Source organism: Aceticella sp. 75b-Ac (assembly GCF_056032965.2).
Genome location: NZ_CM190971.1, coordinates 1990879 through 2008150, shown reverse-complemented (window position 1 = coordinate 2008150; position 17272 = coordinate 1990879). Strand labels below are relative to the sequence as shown.

Annotated in this window: 15 protein-coding genes and 5 tRNA genes; 3 read left to right on the top strand and 17 right to left on the bottom strand. The window is 31.8% G+C overall.

What is annotated here, in order from left to right; translation table 11 throughout:
* Window positions 1–74 precede the first annotated feature (74 nt).
* Window positions 75–1244, bottom strand: a complete 1170-nt coding sequence (locus tag AC0LWJ_RS10400) for a YibE/F family protein (protein ID WP_474240002.1) — start codon at window positions 1242–1244, stop codon at window positions 75–77.
* 299 nt (window positions 1245–1543) lie between these two features.
* Between AC0LWJ_RS10400 and AC0LWJ_RS10395 the strand changes: the two genes are divergently transcribed.
* Window positions 1544–3421: a bifunctional metallophosphatase/5'-nucleotidase gene (locus tag AC0LWJ_RS10395; protein WP_500861905.1), complete on the top strand. Its 1878-nt coding sequence runs from the start codon at window positions 1544–1546 to the stop codon at window positions 3419–3421.
* Window positions 3422–3631: 210 nt separating this feature from the next.
* Here AC0LWJ_RS10395 and AC0LWJ_RS10390 read toward each other — a convergent pair whose 3' ends face one another.
* The 6 genes from AC0LWJ_RS10390 to AC0LWJ_RS10365 form a co-directional block, all read right to left on the bottom strand.
* Window positions 3632–4372, bottom strand: coding sequence for a glycerophosphodiester phosphodiesterase (locus AC0LWJ_RS10390; protein WP_474240000.1), 741 nt, complete (start codon window positions 4370–4372; stop codon window positions 3632–3634).
* Window positions 4373–4429: 57 nt separating this feature from the next.
* Window positions 4430–5530 carry an ABC transporter ATP-binding protein gene (locus tag AC0LWJ_RS10385; protein ID WP_474239998.1) on the bottom strand — a complete coding sequence of 367 codons (1101 nt, stop codon included), beginning with the start codon at window positions 5528–5530 and terminating at the stop codon, window positions 4430–4432.
* A gap of 249 nt (window positions 5531–5779) precedes the next feature.
* Window positions 5780–7153: an ABC transporter substrate-binding protein gene (locus tag AC0LWJ_RS10380; RefSeq protein ID WP_474239996.1), complete on the bottom strand. Its 1374-nt coding sequence runs from the start codon at window positions 7151–7153 to the stop codon at window positions 5780–5782.
* Window positions 7154–7182: 29 nt separating this feature from the next.
* Complete coding sequence (locus tag AC0LWJ_RS10375) at window positions 7183–8019, bottom strand: carbohydrate ABC transporter permease (RefSeq protein WP_474239994.1); 837 nt, start codon at window positions 8017–8019, stop codon at window positions 7183–7185.
* A complete protein-coding gene (locus AC0LWJ_RS10370; RefSeq protein WP_474239992.1) occupies window positions 8016–8966 on the bottom strand; it encodes a carbohydrate ABC transporter permease in 951 nt (316 codons plus the stop codon). Before AC0LWJ_RS10370 ends, AC0LWJ_RS10375 begins: the two co-directional genes overlap by 4 nt.
* Entirely contained in the window at window positions 8966–9559 is a 594-nt protein-coding gene (locus tag AC0LWJ_RS10365; RefSeq protein WP_474239990.1) for a glycerol-3-phosphate responsive antiterminator, read from the bottom strand. The genes AC0LWJ_RS10370 and AC0LWJ_RS10365 overlap by 1 nt, the downstream gene beginning before the upstream one ends.
* 835 nt (window positions 9560–10394) lie before the next feature.
* On the opposite strand from AC0LWJ_RS10365, the gene AC0LWJ_RS10360 reads away from it, so the two are divergent.
* The gene (locus AC0LWJ_RS10360) at window positions 10395–10634 is read left to right on the top strand and encodes a class I SAM-dependent methyltransferase (RefSeq protein WP_503031438.1); all 240 of its coding nucleotides are present in this window, start codon (window positions 10395–10397) and stop codon (window positions 10632–10634) included.
* Between the two features lie 419 nt (window positions 10635–11053).
* On the opposite strand, the gene AC0LWJ_RS10355 is transcribed toward AC0LWJ_RS10360, so the two are convergent.
* The 5 genes from AC0LWJ_RS10355 to AC0LWJ_RS10335 all read right to left on the bottom strand — a co-directional run bounded on the left by AC0LWJ_RS10355 (window position 11054) and on the right by AC0LWJ_RS10335 (window position 15611).
* Window positions 11054–11929 (bottom strand): carbohydrate ABC transporter permease, encoded by an 876-nt coding sequence (locus AC0LWJ_RS10355; RefSeq protein WP_474239988.1) that lies wholly within the window; start codon window positions 11927–11929, stop codon window positions 11054–11056.
* Between the two features lie 63 nt (window positions 11930–11992).
* Window positions 11993–13318 carry an ABC transporter substrate-binding protein gene (locus AC0LWJ_RS10350; RefSeq protein WP_474239986.1) on the bottom strand — a complete coding sequence of 442 codons (1326 nt, stop codon included), beginning with the start codon at window positions 13316–13318 and terminating at the stop codon, window positions 11993–11995.
* A gap of 35 nt (window positions 13319–13353) precedes the next feature.
* The gene (locus AC0LWJ_RS10345; RefSeq protein ID WP_474239984.1) at window positions 13354–14178 is read right to left on the bottom strand and encodes a carbohydrate ABC transporter permease; all 825 of its coding nucleotides are present in this window, start codon (window positions 14176–14178) and stop codon (window positions 13354–13356) included.
* Window positions 14175–14873, bottom strand: coding sequence for a glycerophosphodiester phosphodiesterase (locus AC0LWJ_RS10340; protein WP_474239982.1), 699 nt, complete (start codon window positions 14871–14873; stop codon window positions 14175–14177). The genes AC0LWJ_RS10345 and AC0LWJ_RS10340 overlap by 4 nt, the downstream gene beginning before the upstream one ends.
* Window positions 14874–14888: 15 nt before the next feature.
* On the bottom strand, window positions 14889–15611 hold the full coding sequence (locus AC0LWJ_RS10335; protein ID WP_474239980.1) for a GntR family transcriptional regulator: 723 nt from the start codon (window positions 15609–15611) through the stop codon (window positions 14889–14891).
* A gap of 326 nt (window positions 15612–15937) precedes the next feature.
* Between AC0LWJ_RS10335 and AC0LWJ_RS10330 the strand changes: the two genes are divergently transcribed.
* A complete protein-coding gene (locus tag AC0LWJ_RS10330; RefSeq protein ID WP_503031437.1) occupies window positions 15938–16081 on the top strand; it encodes a hypothetical protein in 144 nt (47 codons plus the stop codon).
* Between the two features lie 602 nt (window positions 16082–16683).
* Here AC0LWJ_RS10330 and AC0LWJ_RS10325 read toward each other — a convergent pair.
* From AC0LWJ_RS10325 to AC0LWJ_RS10305, 5 genes are all read right to left on the bottom strand, one after another.
* Window positions 16684–16759: transfer RNA gene (locus AC0LWJ_RS10325), tRNA-Thr, on the bottom strand.
* 151 nt (window positions 16760–16910) lie between these two features.
* Window positions 16911–16987: transfer RNA gene (locus AC0LWJ_RS10320), tRNA-Asp, on the bottom strand.
* A gap of 25 nt (window positions 16988–17012) precedes the next feature.
* Window positions 17013–17088, bottom strand: a tRNA-Ile gene (locus AC0LWJ_RS10315).
* Window positions 17089–17095: 7 nt separating this feature from the next.
* Window positions 17096–17170, bottom strand: a tRNA-Glu gene (locus AC0LWJ_RS10310).
* A gap of 6 nt (window positions 17171–17176) precedes the next feature.
* Window positions 17177–17251, bottom strand: a tRNA-Asn gene (locus AC0LWJ_RS10305).
* Window positions 17252–17272 lie beyond the last annotated feature (21 nt).

Here is a 17272-nt window from a genome sequence, read left to right as displayed (position 1 = left end):
CGAGATAAATATCAAAAGCAGTTTGTATACAGCAACCAAAATACTTATGACAAACAAAACGTCTCCTTAGTACCTCAATCTAAGCTTAAAAATGTTGATACAATCACTGTAAGAGGAATAGCAATAATTAAGCCGATACTTCCGGCTAATGTTTTCAATATCTCTGCTGCAATAATATCCTGATTAATAACAGTAGAAAGCGTGTTTATATATGGTAAAACCATAATTATTATATACATGGACCCTCCAACATAAGCAAGAATTAATGTGTTGGTCATGGTTCCCATAATGTCTTTACCGACATTCATACCGGATTTAATTAGTTCTATTACGGATATCTTAGGTCTTATTGCTTTTATTTCATATACAGCAGATGCTATTGACATACTTACATCCATCACCGCACCTAAAGCACCCATAATAAGACCCGCAAAATAAATTCCTGTTAAATTAATATTTTGATTTTGTGTTATATTAATCATTGATTGTATCTCTTCATCTGTAAAACCGTTCACCCTAATTACTGAATTTAAAAAAAATGCTATTGCACCAGCTATAAGTACTCCACCAGAAGTACCAATAATAGCTGATAATGTTTTTTTATTACAACCATTTATAATAATTAGATTTATTATGACCAGCAAAATACAAATTATAGCAGTTGTTAATATTGCATTATAACCATTGAGTATTAATGGTATAAGAATTTTTATTACAGCAAATCCGGTTATAAGTAATGCAATAATTGATTTAAAACCTTTTATACCTCCAAATAATATTAATAAAATTAAAAAAAATAAACTCAATTTATATAAATATTTATATCTTACAATTTCATATATATAGGCATCCTTTATATTCCCATCAGCATCTTGATTTAGATTTACGAGTACTTCATCTCCAAGTTTCGCATACTCCTGATTGTTGCTTTGGGAATTGCTAATAAATCCTACAACAAGATTAGGAATCGTGATTATTTTCCCCTTAAATTTTCCAGATAAAATTTTTATATCCACATTAAAGGAATGAGAATCTTTATTGGTTTTTTTGCTGTTAGATTCTATGTTTATAATTTTCCCATAAACTTCATCTGTATTTTTACTTGTAACAATTTCATTGCTTGATTTATTATTTGAATAAACCTTAACTACTGTAAATATAATAAACAAAATGGTTGTTACTATTATCAAATAAAATATTGCAGTCATAATTAGATTTATAAAATTTCTTACTATTTTAAACAATTCTATCCATCCTTTTTTATATTCTTCTTAATGTATTTTTGATTTTCAAGGCAAGCTCTAATATGCCTTTTCATATATAAATTTATTCTATTTGTTATTTTTTAGAACAAAAAATAAGGATTACTGACATGCTTATCAATATAAGTTCAAGAGGAAATTTACATATAATTTACTCAGGCTTAACATAGGCTTAACATTACTCTAAATAACATATCTTATAATTTATTTGATAGAAATTTCATTTCTAACATCTTTTTTTATTTCTTAATTAATAAAATATAAAAAGAGGAGGATTTTAAATGTCCAATAATAAGGGAAAAATCTTAAGTTTATTCCTTGCTTTTATCATGGTTGTCAGCATGCTTGTCTCAAGTATACCACAGACCACTTTTGCAGCAGCATCAAAGACATTTGACTTTATCGAAGTAACTGATTTCCATGGACATCTTATTGATGACGGTAAACTAAATGATGGAACTCCGATAAAACAACAAAGAGGTGCAGTCCTTGCAAAACAAATAAAAGATATAAAAGCATCAAATCCTAATACAATTATCCTATCAGGCGGTGATATGTTCCAAGGCACACCGATTTCAAATGTTTTATATGGCAAACCCATAATACAAATGATGAATAGTATAGGCTTTGATGCAATGGCACTTGGAAATCACGAATATGACTGGGGATTAGATAAAATAATAAATATACAGAACGCGACATTAAAGGATTCACAAATACCTGTTTTAGCAGCTAATGTATATGACAAAGCAACGCGTAAACCTGTAACATACGCAAAACCATATGTAATACTTCAAAAAGATGGAGTAAAAATTGGCATAATTGGCATTGTGGATAACAAGGAATTCCCGAACATAATATTACCCGCATACATCAAAGATATAGATTTCAAAGATCCGGCACCTATAGTAAATGATTTGGCTCAAAAGTTAAGAAACGAGGGTGTAAAAATAATTATCGTATTAGCACATATGGGTGCATATACTGACAAATCCGGCGCCACAAGCGGAAATTTAATAGACTTTGCAAATCAAGTAAAAGGTGTAGATGCAATATTTGGCGGACATACACATACAATAGTTACAACAAAAGTAAATGGAATCCCTATCGGTGTAGCAAATAATGCCGGATATGGTTATATAGATTTAAAAATTACTTTGAATCCTGACGGAACAATTTCGACAGGTGATATGAAATATTTTAATGATTACAATCTATATAATACAAAAACGCCTATAGTATATCCTGATGTCCAAAAAATTGTTGACGAAGCAAATAAAGAAATATCACCTATATTTGACCAGGTCATAGGCACAGCAGATGTTAACTTGACAAGAACACAATCTGCCAAACCGTATGGCGATTCTAACCTTGGCAATTGGACATCAGAGGTTATAAAAAATGCTGTTAAAGCAGACTTTGGATTTGGAAACAATGGAGGACTGAGGATAGATATTCCCAAAGGCAATATTACATTAGGGACAATATACACACTCATGCCATTTGATAACACAATTGTCACAATGAGTATGACAGGCTCTCAAGTTAAAAAGGTACTCGAACAGGCTGTCCAAGATAATGGCAAAGGCATACAAGTTTCAGGACTTACATTTAAATATGACCCATCTAAACCATCAATGCAAAGAGTATTTGATATGAGACAATCTGATGGTACTCCTATTGATATGAATAAAAAATATATTGTTGCAACAAATAACTTCATGGGTACAGGAGGAGATGGCTTTAAAGGATTTACAGATCCGGATGTTGCAAAAAGCTATATTGACACACAGAAATTAGTAAGGGATGCATTTATAGATGCAATTAAAGCACAAAAAAACATAATGGTAAGTACGGATGGAAGAATTTCGCCAGCTTCCATGACTGGAACGAACGTAATAATAGAACCAACAAGTGATTTATTTGCAAAAGAAATAAATTATTTAGAATATTTAAGAAAATCTCCAAATATCAGCAATGGCACAAAAATATGGGCTAATGAAGCTGAGTATCTATTAATGCTTTTAAAGAACGGAGATACTGGGAATCAAATATGGGCTAAATACCAATTAAAAAGCATGGGATTTAGTTCCGAGCTAATCTCGCAATTATTAAGTTATAATACTACATCATTTAAAAAGAACAAAAATATAGCATAGATTAAAATAATAAAATTATAATAATAAGTTTCACATAAAAAACTGCAATGAAATGCAGTTTTTTATGTGAATATGAAATATATAATAATTTAGCAAGCTTAATTTTTTAAAGATTAACAATATCGGAAGGTGAAAAGTTAACTAATATAAGTTAATATATAGAGATTCGGAGAGTGTTTTTCTACGTATACAAAAATAAGGAATGCAATATTAAGACATGTTAGTTTTCTTCTTTAAAAGATTTATTAAAGCCCCAGGGTTATTCGAGATAATTCCATCTACTCCATCATTTATCATTATTTCCATGTCTTCTTTTCTATCTACAGTCCAAGGAAACAATTTTATATTATTTCTCCTACAGGCTTCAACTATATTAGGTCTTATATTTAAATAAAAAGGGTGAAGTGAAAAAGCTTGCATATTAATTGCCATATGCCATGCCTCTACAATACCACATTGACAAATAAGCCCAGTTTTTAATTCTGGTGCAATTATTTTAATATCTCTTAAGCTATTATAATTAAAAGAAGATATAATTACCCTATCTTCAAACTTATTAGCCTTTATTGCTTTTACAAGTTTTTCTTCGATCCCTGAATAAAGCATAATTCCGCTCTTAATTTCAATATTTAACAGAAAATTTTTATTTCCAATAAGCTCAAAAACTTCATATAAAGTAGGTACTCTCTCCCCTGAAAACTTTTTGTCAAATTTTATACCAGCATCCAATCTTTTAAGCTCCTTTAAAGTAAAATCTTTTACAAAGCCAATTCCATCTGTAGTCCTGTCAACCCTTTCATCATGTATAACTACAAGTTGTGCATCTTTTGTCAATTGAACATCCATCTCAATACCATCAGCTTCCATTTCTAAAGCATTTTTAAAAGATGAAAGTGTGTTTTCCGGCGCATTTTTAGAATCTCCTCTGTGAGCAATTACTAATGGTTTCATAACCACGCCTCCTAAAATTTTATGCTAATATTCAAAAGTTAAAACAATATAACCCCTTTAGCTATTTAAAATTGATATTTCTGTTTGTTTATCAAAAAAGTTTAATTTGTTTGGATTAAAAGCAATTTTTATAACATCTCCAGTTTTTATTGTAGACATTGAATCAATTTTTGCTGTCAGCACATCTCCTTTAAGGTTAAGATATAAATATGTTAGAGCACCCATAAATTCTATTATTTCTACTTTTGCTTCAACAACACTTTCAGAATATTTATCTACATATAAATCTTCAGGTCTTATACCAAGCACCACATCTTTTCCAATATATCTTTCGTCTTTAAGTTTCTTTAAAATAAACTCTGGAAGCACAATACTAAAATCCTTAAAATTTGCACATACTTTACCATTTTTCTTTTCAAGCTTTGCATCAACAAAATTCATCTTAGGACTTCCAATAAAGCCTGCTACAAATAAATTTGCAGGATTCTCGTATATAAATTGTGGTTTATCTACTTGCTGGATAACTCCTTCATTCATGACAACTATTCTTGAACCCATTGTCATAGCTTCTGTCTGGTCATGCGTAACATATATAAAAGTCGTTTTAAGTCTGTCATAAATTTTAGATATTTCTGTTCTCATTTGCACCCTTAATTTAGCATCAAGATTAGAAAGAGGTTCATCCATTAAAAATACCTTTGGATTACGCACTATCGCACGTCCTAAAGCAACCCTCTGTTGCTGTCCGCCTGATAAAACTTTTGGCTTTTTATTTAAATATTCCTCAATACCTAAAATTTTAGCAGCTTCTCTAACCTTTATGTCAATCTCTGCTTTTGGTATTCTCCTTAGCTTTAAACTAAAAGCCAAATTATCATAAACTGTCATATGTGGATAAAGAGCATAATTTTGGAATACCATAGCAATATCCCTGTCTTTTGGTAGAATATTATTAACAAGCCTTCCGTCAATATATAATTCTCCACTTGTTATTTCCTCAAGTCCAGCTATCATTCTTAAAATTGTTGATTTACCACAGCCTGATGGACCTACTAACACAATAAATTCTTTATCTTTTATGTCAAGATTGAAATCTTTAACAGCTGTAACCCCACAGTCATATCTCTTATAAACATTTTTAAAAATAACATCTGCCATCTTTTAATCTCCTTAATATTATTTAAAATATTTTTGACAACTTCTATGGCTAATATGTTTAAATTTCAGGGGAAATATTTTATATTTATCCCCTGAAATCTTATTCTGTAGTTGTTTTTGATTTCAATTTATCTACATATAAAATAAATATTAGACATAAAAGCAGTAATTTGACTATTAAGAAAAATAAAAACAACTCTAAATATCAAGATTTAGTAAAAATTGATAAAAATGACACTTCAAAGTTTTTTATTTTCCTATTGTTTGGTTATATTTTTCTAACGCACTATTTATGCTTTTCACAGCTTCATCAAGAGCCTGTTTTGGTTCTACCTGTTTTTGTAGGACTTTTTCTATCGCCTTTTCTACGGTTTGTCTAGCCTCTGGAAATACTCCAATTAATGCACCCTCTGTAGCTCTATTTATAGGTGTTGAATGAAGCTGTTTAATTGCTGTATTAAATTGAGGATATTTTTCAAGGTGTGTTTTCATTTCTGGCATATCATATACAGCTTTTGTTACAGGAAAATATCCTGTGTTCTGATGCCAGAAAAGCTGCTGTTCTGGAGCAACCATATATTTTACAAATTCCCACGCTGCTTTTTGATATTCTTCTGACCTTGTATTAAGTATCCACAATGATGCTCCTCCAATAATAACTCCACCGTCTTTGCTATTATTTAATGCAGGTAAAAATCCAGTGCCTACCTCAAATTTATTGCTTACACCATCTAAAACTTGCTTTAAGCTTGCAGTTGAAGCTATAAACATTGCAGTACGCCCAGCAGTAAATGCATTTACTGTGTCGTCATAATTTCTACCAAAATTCCCCGCTATACCTTCATCAACTAACTTTTTCCACCAATTTATAATGTTTTGACCAGCCTGATCATTAAATACTACGGCTGTAGCTCTTTTATCTCTCCCATTTCCATTGTTCGCATAAAGTGCCCCTTGCTTAGCCATAAACTGTTCAAAAAACCATCCATATATGGCCATTGAATATCCGTATTGCGTTACTTTTCCAGATGAATCTTTTTTCGTGAGTTTTTTGCTAAACTGTTCTATTTCATCAAAATTTTTAGGGGGGGTATTAGGATCTAGTCCTGCATCTTTAAATGCTTTCTTATTATAGTAAAGTATAGGTGTAGATGAATTAAAGGGCATTGAATAAAGTTCTTTATCAACTGTATAGTAAGCTAAAAGATTCGGCTCCAATTTTGATATATCATATTTTTCAGCATTAATAAACTTTTGCATTGGTACTGCCCATCCACTGTCTACCATAAATCTTGTTCCAATATCATATACTTGAACAATATCAGGACCTGATTTTGACTGTTCTGCAGTTCTTAATTTATTAAGTTCTTCATCATAATTACCCTGAAACTGTGCAGTTACTTTAATGTTTGGATGTGTTTTATTAAAGTTATCAACCATTTTATTAACTGCTTCACCTAAGGATCCACCCATTGCATGCCAGTATGTGATTTCTATTACTTTATTTTGTGTAGTATCATTTTTAGTATTTGAAGCTGTATTTTGACTGTTAGAGCAAGCTGTCACAGAAATCAAAAGTGTAAAAACAATAAACCCTGAGATTAATCTTTTTAAACTTATCATATAATTATTTCCTCCTTAATTTTTTTATATTAACCCTTTAAAGAACCAGCGCTAAGACCTTCAATCAACTGCTTTTGCCCAATTATAAAAGCTAATAAGGTTGGAACAATAATCATTACAACACCTGCCATTATAAGACCAAAAGACTGTGATTCGGACATTTGAAGCATACTAATACCTATTTGCACTGTTCTCATACTATCACTATTAGTTATCAAAAGAGGCCACAAGTATTGGTTCCATGTCATCAAAAAACTATAAATTGCTAAAGAACCTATTGCTGGTCTTGAAAGGGGTAATAACACTTTTATCAAAAACTCAAATTTCCCACAACCATCTAATTGTGCAGCTTCATAATAGTCTTTAGGTATTGTCAAAAAAAATTGCCTCATTAAAAATATCCCTAAAGCAGAACTTAAATTAGGAATTATAAGTGCTTGATATGTATCAAGCCAGTTAAGAGACCTAATCGTCAGGTAATTTGCAATAATAGTAGCTTCACCAGGTATCATCATTGTTGAAAGGAATAAAATAAATATTAGATTTCTGCCTTTAAATTCAAAATACGTAAATGCATATGCAGCAAGGCTTGCTGTTATTACCTGTCCTATAGTAACAATTGTTGAAACAAAAAAGCTGTTTAATATAAATCTGAGTATGGGTACTGACCTTAATGCATCAATATAATTTCCAAAATAAAGTCCTTTAGGTATTATGCGCGGAGGATATTGAAAAATATCACTTGCAGGCATTAAGCTAATCATTATAGCATATAAAATAGGGAAAATTACTATAAATCCTATCAAAACATTTATAAAATATATACTTGTTTTTTTTATTGTTTCGCCATATTTAAATATGCTCATCTGTAAAACACCTTCTTCTCACTTGTTTTAAACTGCACAAGGGTAAATATTAGCATTATAATAAATAAAATTATTGATTCTGCACTTGCAACACCAAATCTAAAATTAAAAAATGCATCCCTGTATATTGAATAAACAACTACATTTGTTGAGTCTACAGGTCCTCCCTGTGTCATAATATTTATTACTCCAAACTGCTGAAATGCATTTATAACATCTATAACCATAACAAAAAATAATGTCGGAGAAAGCATCGGAATTGTTATTTTCAGATGCTTTATTAATATATTTGCTCCATCGATTTGTGCACTTTCATATAACTCTTTCGGTATGCTCTGAAGTCCACCAAGCAAAAATATAAAATTCATACCTATATTAAGCCAAATTGTTACAATAGAAACAGCAACTATTCCCCACTGTGTGTCACTAAGCCATCCAATAGGTGATATTTTAAAAAAGCTTAAAAAATAGTTTATAAAACCTATTGAATGGTTAAACAATATAGTCCATATTACTGCTGCTGAAGCCGAAGCTATAGAAATAGGCATTGCATATATAGTTCTAAAAATACCGCTTCCTTTTATTTTCATATTTCCAAATACAGATAATATAAAAGCAAACACTATAGATAAAGGGACTGTTAAAATAACAAATTTTAATGTAACATAAAGACTATTTATAAAATCAGGAGAGGTAAATAAATCTAAATAATTTTTCAGGCCTATAAATTTATTTAAAGCGCCTTGCGGATTTGTTATAAATAAACTAATATATATGGTTTTTATAAAGGGATAAAATGTAAAAGCAATAAAAATAACAGCAGCCGGAAGAATATATAAAAATGGTTCAATACCATTTTTAAAATTTTTTATAAATGTTTTTGCATTTTTATGACTTTTTATATATTCTTTCTTCTTTTTTGCAACAGTTGTCCCAATTTGATACATCAAATCGCCTCCAAATCTTTAAAACTTATATCCCATAAGTTTGGATTTCCAGTTGATACAGCAATTGCACCACTTTTAATTGCTTTTGTCATTTGTTCTTTATTTTGAACAAGCCCACCTGTAATAATAGGTAAATTTATTTCCTTTTTAAGTCTTTCTATCATTTCAGGAATTAATGCAGGCATAAGTTCAACAAAATCAGGTTTTACTTCCTTAGTTAATTCAATAGTCTTTTTAAATGCATCAGAATCTATCAAAAAACATCTTTGAATTGTTATTAAGTCTAATTTTTTAGCTATTTTTATAAGATTTGTTTTGGTTGTTATAATCCCATCCGGTTTTACATAATGTGAAACAAAATTTAAACCTTCCTGATCATAACTTATACCGCCTATTCTTTCAATGTGTACAAATACTGGAATATCATGTGCCTTGTATAAATCAACATATCTTTTAATTACACCAATATTACCTGTTAAAAGAAAAATACCGCTTAAATTTTTATTTAAAGCTTTTTCTATATGTTTTTCATCTTTAACTGCTGCTACGAGCTTAAATTTCTCAAGCATTTTAAAAAAAGGCAGTATATTCATTATCTTACCTCCAGTTAACTAAAATAAAGAAACCTTTAATAAGAATAATAATCTTTTATTTTGATATATTAATCCAATTAAAGGTTTCTCTTTTTATCTAACCAAAGTTTTTTATCTACTTGTCGATTATTATTATACACATACAATGTTATATAATTATTAAGTTAAGGTTAAATCTATGTTAAAAATCATCATACAAAAGGGACGGACTAAGCGGACAAAGAGCGGACAAAGGGACAAAGGGGACGGTTCCTTTTGTCTGTTATCACAAAATAACAACAGCCTTTTGAAAATAAATGTTGATAATTTTTATTTAATAATATACAATAAAGTTAGACAAAATAAGACAGACTTATATTTAAAATCCTCTTTTAAGGAGGGATATAATGTTTAGATTTAGGTTCGGTTCTCTTTGGACAATAGTTTTAGCTACTGTTTTCCTACTTACAATAGTATTTTTTATAATAAACTGGATAACAAATACTAACAAAAATGATTCATCCGTCATTTCGTTATAAATAAAATCTCCGCAAAAATATGCGGATATTTTTTATTTATATTTTTCAAGAAGTTTTTCTAAAAGCTTTATACATGCTCCTACATCATTTTTATCTACTATTTCTGAAACACTGTGTACATACCTTGAATGCAAAGCATTATGATAAATATGCCAGGTCCAAAATAAGATGGGTGATATTCTTGTTAAAAATATTATAAATGAGAATATGCGCTTCAAAAATATCTTAAAAATCGGCTGCGGTACGGGATATGTAACCCGGGCGGTAGCAAAGCATTTCCCTGAGGCTATGTTACTGCGGTTGATATTGCACCGGGGATGATTGAACATGCAAAGTCTATCCTACAATACAGCAATGTGGAATTTGTATGCTGGGATATCGAAGAGATGCCTTTAAAGGATATGTATGATTTGATAATATCCAATGCATCCTTCCAGTGGTTTAACCATTTGGATAAAACCCTCAATAAATTGATAAGGTCCCTTAGTCTACAACGTAATTTTTCACTTTATATTAAAATAATTTGCGAATTTTTGCTGAATTTCATGATAATTTAAAAAGATGATATTAATGTAATGTTTTGGTATAATCTATATATTCATACAAAACTGTTTTCTATTGTAACGTAAAAATATGGGATTTCCTGAATATATATTAAATTCTAGTTCAGAAAATAGGTTATAAAGAATGCCTCTGCTTAAAAAATGCAAGCAGAGACTTGGGAGTTGAATGCTATTTGGATTATCATGTAGATTAGGTCCTCCAAGCTTCCATAAGTAGGGATAGTATACAGCAGGTTTGTAAAAATTCGCATCAATAGCATATGCGTTCGTGTGTGTAAGGACTAAAGACAAAAGAAATAACGCTATTAACATTAAAGAAATTATCAATTTTTTCATAAAAATTCCTCCTTAAATTACTTAATAATTGATATTTTATAATATACTTGCTAAAATCCTTAATTGTGTAATTAACTCTATGTTTGTTGTGAGATAGACTTCATGAGATTTCTTATATATGGCATGGAAAATAATAACACAATTGCAACCATTATTATGGCTATGGAAGAGGAATAACCTATTTGAAAATATCTAAAAGCATTTCTGTATATATAAAAGCTTATGGTCTCTGTAGAATTGCCGGGTCCGCCTCCCGTCATCACATAAACCTTGTCAAACACCCTAAAAGTATCTATTGTTCTTAAAAGAGCTGTTAAAAATATTGCGGGTTTTATCAGCGGTAAAGTAATATACCTTAATTTCTGAAGATAATTAGCACCATCTACATCTGCACTTTCATATATATCTTGTGGTAAAGATTGTAAATAAGCAAATATTACTAAAAAAGCAAAAGGAGACCACTGCCAAATGTCTGTCAAGATTATCGAAAACAAGGCGATTTTAGGTGAATTAAGCCATTCTATTGCTTTTCCACCAAATACTTCTACGATAAAATTTATGACTCCATAATTATAATCATACATCATTTTCCAGGTCAGTGCTACAGTGATAGGTGGAAGTAGCATAGGTATAAGTATTATGCTCCTTAGTAATTTCTCATATCTTGATTTTAATGAACTAAAGAACAGAGCCAAGATTAAACCCAATAATGTTTCAAAAAATACAGCCAATATGACAAAGTAAAAGGTGTTTTTTACCGCTATAATAAACAATGGATCTGAAATTCCCTGCAAGTAATTATTTAGTCCGACAAATTTTGTTATGTTTTTTATATAATCAATTTTAAAGAAGCTTGTTGCAATTTCATAAATTGTGGGATAGAATGTAAATATAAGGAGTAAAAAGATGGACGGGAATAAAAACCAATATATTGACTTTTCAGCTTTTCTCACGTTATCACCTCATTTAGTAATTTTTACAGAGGCTCCCCGGCTCATGGGGAACCTCTTCCTCAGTTATTTTAATATCTTTTCTATTTCACTATTGGCCTTATCAAGGCCTTCTTTTATACCTATTTGTCCACTTACAATCTGTGAAAGGTAAAGTCCCCACACATCCTCTATCTGGCTCCAATATGGACTTCTTGGTCTAGCAACAGAATGTTCAAGAGCATCAAGCTGAGTAGGATAATATCTATACTTATCTACCAATTCTTTATCACTGTATAAACTCTTTCTTGTGGGAGGTACTCCAAATTTAAGCGCCATTTCTTTTTGTACCTCTTTACTTGTTACCCACTGTAAAAATTTCACTGCTTCCTCTTTATTGTTAGAAGTGGAGGGTAAGCCTAAAAGCCAATTTCCAATCATGGCAGCAGAGTCTTTAACCTGACCGGGAACAACAGAAAAGTTGATTTTCCCTACAACCTTTGAGCTTTGAGGATTGTCCACCTTTGATACCCAAGCAGGCCATGCAATTGTCATTGCTACCTGACCCTGAGTGAGCGCATTGGCGATTTGGTCAGTATCAAATGTCTCTACCCCTTTAGGACTGTATTTTTTTAGTTTAAGATATGTTTCCATGGCTTTTATGCCGGCTTCACTGTTTACATGGGGAACATTGTTTGTATCAAGGACTTCTCCACCATACGCCCAGAAGACTGGTAGAAAATCTGAAACTATAGGGTTACCTCTTTGTCCTCTTATGACATATCCATATACATTCGGAGCTTCTTTTTCAGTAATGGTTTTAGCTATTTTTAAAACATCATCCCAGGTCTTTGGGTGGGTAAGGTTGTATTTATCTAAGAGGTCTTGCCTGTAATAAAAAAGTTCTACATTACCTACCATTGGAACCGCATATAAAGAGCCTGTTTTATAAGGGTGTTTCCCCAATGCCACACTCTTTTCTACAAAATCGCTGTCAAGTCCGTTGGGAAAGAAACTATCAAGATTTGTCAGGATTTTTCCTCCTCCAAATTCTGGCATCCATGGGTCATCAAGAGTTACAAGGTCATAGGCTCCACCTTTGTTTTTGATGTCCAAAACAATTGCTTCTTTTAGCTCATCATAAGGCATTCCAACTACTTGAACGTCGATACCTGTCTTTTCTTTATACTTTTTGCCCATTTCTGATAAAGCATCTGAGATGTTACCTGCCCTTGCTGCTACGTGAAGTGTTATCTGTGGTGGAGTTTTTCCTTTAGCCGCGCTTGTTGAGGGTGCATTCTGAGCTTTGGTTTGTGAGGATGACTGTGTAGGACTCTTACAGCCAGAGAATAAAATTGAAAATATCAGCAAACTGGCTAAAAGAAAGGTTAAACTTGATTTTTTCTTAAACATTTTTATGCCTCCTTTAAAATTTGAAAGATTTTATGTCAACCCTTTATAGAACCAAGGGTTAGACCCTTTACGATGTAATCTTGCATCAAAATAGCGAGTAAAAGTATGGGAATTAAAGAGATTATCCCTCCGGCACTCATAGGTCCCCATAGTACAAGGTATTCAGTTATAAGACTTGAAAGAGCAACAGGAACTGTTACAAGCTTTGGAGACTGCAGGAAAATCAATGCGAACATAAATTCATTCCACGAAGTGATAAAAGTGAAGATTGCTGTTGCTCCCAAACCCGGCAGGAGAAGAGGCAGTATGAGCCTTAAAAATATCTGCAAAGGGCTTGCTCCGTCAATCATTCCACTTTCTTCAATTTCTACTGGTATTTCGTTTATAAAATTTATAAGCATCCATACTGCAAAAGCGAGATTGAAAGTGATATATAAAAGTATCAGACCAGGGTGGGTATTTAAAAGATTTAAATTTCTTAAGATTAAATAAAGGGGGATTACGAAGGCCACAGGCGGAAATATTCTAACGAGTATGATCCAAAGGTTTAAAGCTTTTTTCCCTTTGAAGTTAAACCTCGATATCGCATAAGCAGACAAAGCAGCCAAAATAATGACTACAGTAGTAGAAAATACTGCTATTTTAAGGCTGTTTAAAATTGTAGTGCCGAATTTTAAGTCTATAAATAGTTTTTTATAGTTCTCCAATGTTAAATTTTTAGGAATAAAAGTAGGAATCTGCGAAAAAATCTCAACCCTGTCTTTAAAAGAATTCACCAGCATCCAGTACACGGGAAAAAGTGTCCATACAAGTATCAGGACAAGAAAGATGTATTTAATTATAGATAAAGCTTTTTTCATTCTTTCCACACCCTTATTAATATTTCTTTTAACTCTTTTACTCTGTTAGTGGTAATTGATTCCACACCCATTTTTATCATTTCACGCATTGCTTTTATATCATCAACAGTCCACACAAATACCATCAAACCTCTTTTATATGCAAAATCCACAAATTCTTTACTACACATTCTATAGTCCAGATTTACTCCACAGCACAAGCTTTCAACAGCTATGTTACATATTTTTTGGAAATCTTTTGTATTTTCTTTTTCAATATTCAAAAGAACTTGAATCAAAGGATTTAATTTTTTTATTTTTTGAGCTATCTTGCTTCCACAACCAGTTATAAACACCTTTTCTAACATATCTTTTTTGGCTATTGTATCTATTATAACCTCATATTCGAGGCAGTCTTTGATGTCTATGTTTAGTAAAACTTCTTCAGATGAAATATAATCAAAGGCTTCTTCTAACAATAGTAAATTAATTAAATTTTGCTTTAATTCTTCGTATGTTAAGTCTTTTACCCTCTTCTTTTCCCCTTTTATATCTACATATTCATCATGGTAAAGTACAGGTATTTTGTCCTTAGTAATACTTACATCAACCTCTATTATGTCTACTCCTAATTTTATAGCCTTTACAAGATATTCTATAGAATTCATCTTTGTACCCATGCAGCCTGAATGAGCTGTAACAAAAGGTATTCTCAAACTTTGCCCTCCTTTTTATGATGAAAAATTATTTTCTCTTCTTATGAAGAATTTGAGTACATTGTTGTTCATGTAATCAAGAGAGTAAAATATAGGAGTATCTTTTTTATCAAAGTGAAGCTGTTTGAAAAGAACAATTTTTCTGCCAATATAATGTATCACTTTATCATTTTCAGCCTCTTCTACCGCGCAAATCTCTGTCAGCGAATATGCTATTTCTATATTCATAACCTCTTTTAAATACCTTATCAATGAACCCTTGAAATTTTCATCAAAATAATCTTTTGCAATGCTCTCAGGGAAAATATGATAACTATATGATATCCCTATTCCATTTGCTTCTCTTAGCCTCTCAATAATAGTAACTCCTTCTTTTTCTCTTAGGTTTAATTTTTCTTTCCACTCAATTTGAGGAGAAGCCTTGTATACCTTCATATGAGATTGGGTATCCTCAAACCCAAAGCTTTTGATAAGGTCTCCTATGCTTATGAGGTTATTTAAAAAATTTTCCATTATAAATGAGGCGTTTTCTGACACATATGTGCCAACACCATTTTTAGATATTAGTATGCCTTCTCTTTGAAGCATTTTTATAGCTTCCCTTAATGTGGAGCGGCTTACCCTGTATTCTTTTGCGAGTTCTATTTCGGAAGGAAGCTTATCCGCCGGATTTAAATATCCATCTTTTATTTTTTTCTTTATGTCTTCTGCAATATTTACATATAAAAGTCTTTGCATTTTCGTTCCCCTCTTTTATAGCTGTCTGACATCTTAAATATAGCATCTTACTGTTAAGTAAGTATTAAATAATTGTTAAATTCGCGTTAATATTTGTTTTTTATCTATAGACCGTAGCTGTTTAATATTTGATTTTGTATCTTAAAATACCAATTTATTATTTTAGTCAGATATTTATATACAAAAAGCAGTGATATAATCACTGAAACGATAAGTCTAATACAAAACAGTAAAAACATTGGATTATATATACACGTACAGAAGGGAAAGCTTACAGAGTAGAAGCAAAGATTTGGTATCCTAAGAATGAATTTACTTCTTCCAGTGTGACCACTTTAGTATCTAATATACCTTTAACTACTACACCGAAGGATGTAATGACATGGCATACTAAACACACCAAGGAAGAAGGAAGAAATGTGGTGGTAATTATCCCTAAAAAAATATGCCTGATGGTACTTACAAGATAGTGTTTACGGCTTATAAGCAACTGGCAGGCGGAGGAGTTAAAACAGCGACGGACGCTATTACCGTCAGAGTGAAAGGCACAATATACGACAACTCAAAATCACAAATTAGTGGTCCTAAATTTTTATGTAAAAGCTCTGTATAGAGCAATTGCTCTATACAGAGCATAATTTTTGTGCACATAGCATGAGCGATAGCTTAGCTGTGAAAGTCTGCTGTGGGCTTGGTCGTGGAAACCACTATCCAAAAGTAAGGGTGTACATCGTGAGATAGAATCTTAAGGAAGGTCAAGGCAAAATATCGGTCTGAAGAACAAAAACCAGATAAGAGGCTGAATTAGGATGGATGAATTTGTATAATAAAACAAAGTCCAGCACTACCTAACTTGTTATACGGCTATGAAAATTTTTACCGATTCAGGAAAAGGATATTATATTGCAATGCTTGATATAAGAGTGTTTTTCGCAACAAGAATATTTAAGGATATTATAGAGCTTCGACCCCAACTATTGACAAAGAGCCTTTTAATTTCGATTTCGCACACAATTTGCACACAAAAAGGGTATCGACATAATGTCGATACCCTGAAAATATGCATAAATAATGGAGCTGACAGTGGGACTTGAACCCACGACCTGTTGATTACGAATCAACTGCTCTACCAACTGAGCCATGTCAGCACATAACGAATCTTATATCAATATTAATATAACATGTAATTAAATTATTTTCAATATATCTATACATAAAAAAACTTCAACTTCTTAAGTTGAAAGCATTTTTAATACTAATTATAAATCCTTAATTATTAACTCTTTTAATATATCATTATGGCGACTCAAAAGGGGCTCGAACCCTCGACCTCCAGCGTGACAGGCTGGCGCTCTAACCAACTGAGCTATTGAGCCTAATTTCCCTTTATTCTATGTATAATGGTGGGCCTTCAGGGACTCGAACCCCGGACCAATCGGTTATGAGCCGACCGCTCTTCCAGCTGAGCTAAAGGCCCTTGTTTTTGGTGACCCCGACGGGATTCGAACCCATGTTACCGCCGTGAAAGGGCGATGTCTTAACCACTTGACCACGGGGCCACGTTTTGGCTCCTCAGGTAGGGCTCGAACCTACAACCTACCGGTTAACAGCCGGTTGCTCCACCATTGAGCTACTGAGGATCATTATTTTTTTATTTTTAA

Excerpts from the sequence above, each read along its gene's own strand:
- AC0LWJ_RS10390 (WP_474240000.1), bottom strand. The coding sequence starts at position 4,372 with ATGAAACCATTAGTAATTGCTCACAGAGGAGATTCTAAAAATGCGCCG.
- AC0LWJ_RS10380 (WP_474239996.1), bottom strand. The coding sequence starts at position 7,153 with ATGATAAGTTTAAAAAGATTAATCTCAGGGTTTATTGTTTTTACACTT.
- AC0LWJ_RS10385 (WP_474239998.1), bottom strand. The coding sequence starts at position 5,530 with ATGGCAGATGTTATTTTTAAAAATGTTTATAAGAGATATGACTGTGGG.
- AC0LWJ_RS10365 (WP_474239990.1), bottom strand. The coding sequence starts at position 9,559 with ATGAATATACTGCCTTTTTTTAAAATGCTTGAGAAATTTAAGCTCGTA.
- AC0LWJ_RS10360 (WP_503031438.1), top strand. The coding sequence starts at position 10,395 with ATGATTGAACATGCAAAGTCTATCCTACAATACAGCAATGTGGAATTT.
- AC0LWJ_RS10345 (WP_474239984.1), bottom strand. The coding sequence starts at position 14,178 with ATGAAAAAAGCTTTATCTATAATTAAATACATCTTTCTTGTCCTGATA.
- AC0LWJ_RS10370 (WP_474239992.1), bottom strand. The coding sequence starts at position 8,966 with ATGTATCAAATTGGGACAACTGTTGCAAAAAAGAAGAAAGAATATATA.
- AC0LWJ_RS10395 (WP_500861905.1), top strand. The coding sequence starts at position 1,544 with ATGTCCAATAATAAGGGAAAAATCTTAAGTTTATTCCTTGCTTTTATC.
- AC0LWJ_RS10350 (WP_474239986.1), bottom strand. The coding sequence starts at position 13,318 with ATGTTTAAGAAAAAATCAAGTTTAACCTTTCTTTTAGCCAGTTTGCTG.
- AC0LWJ_RS10335 (WP_474239980.1), bottom strand. The coding sequence starts at position 15,611 with ATGCAAAGACTTTTATATGTAAATATTGCAGAAGACATAAAGAAAAAA.
- AC0LWJ_RS10375 (WP_474239994.1), bottom strand. The coding sequence starts at position 8,019 with ATGAGCATATTTAAATATGGCGAAACAATAAAAAAAACAAGTATATAT.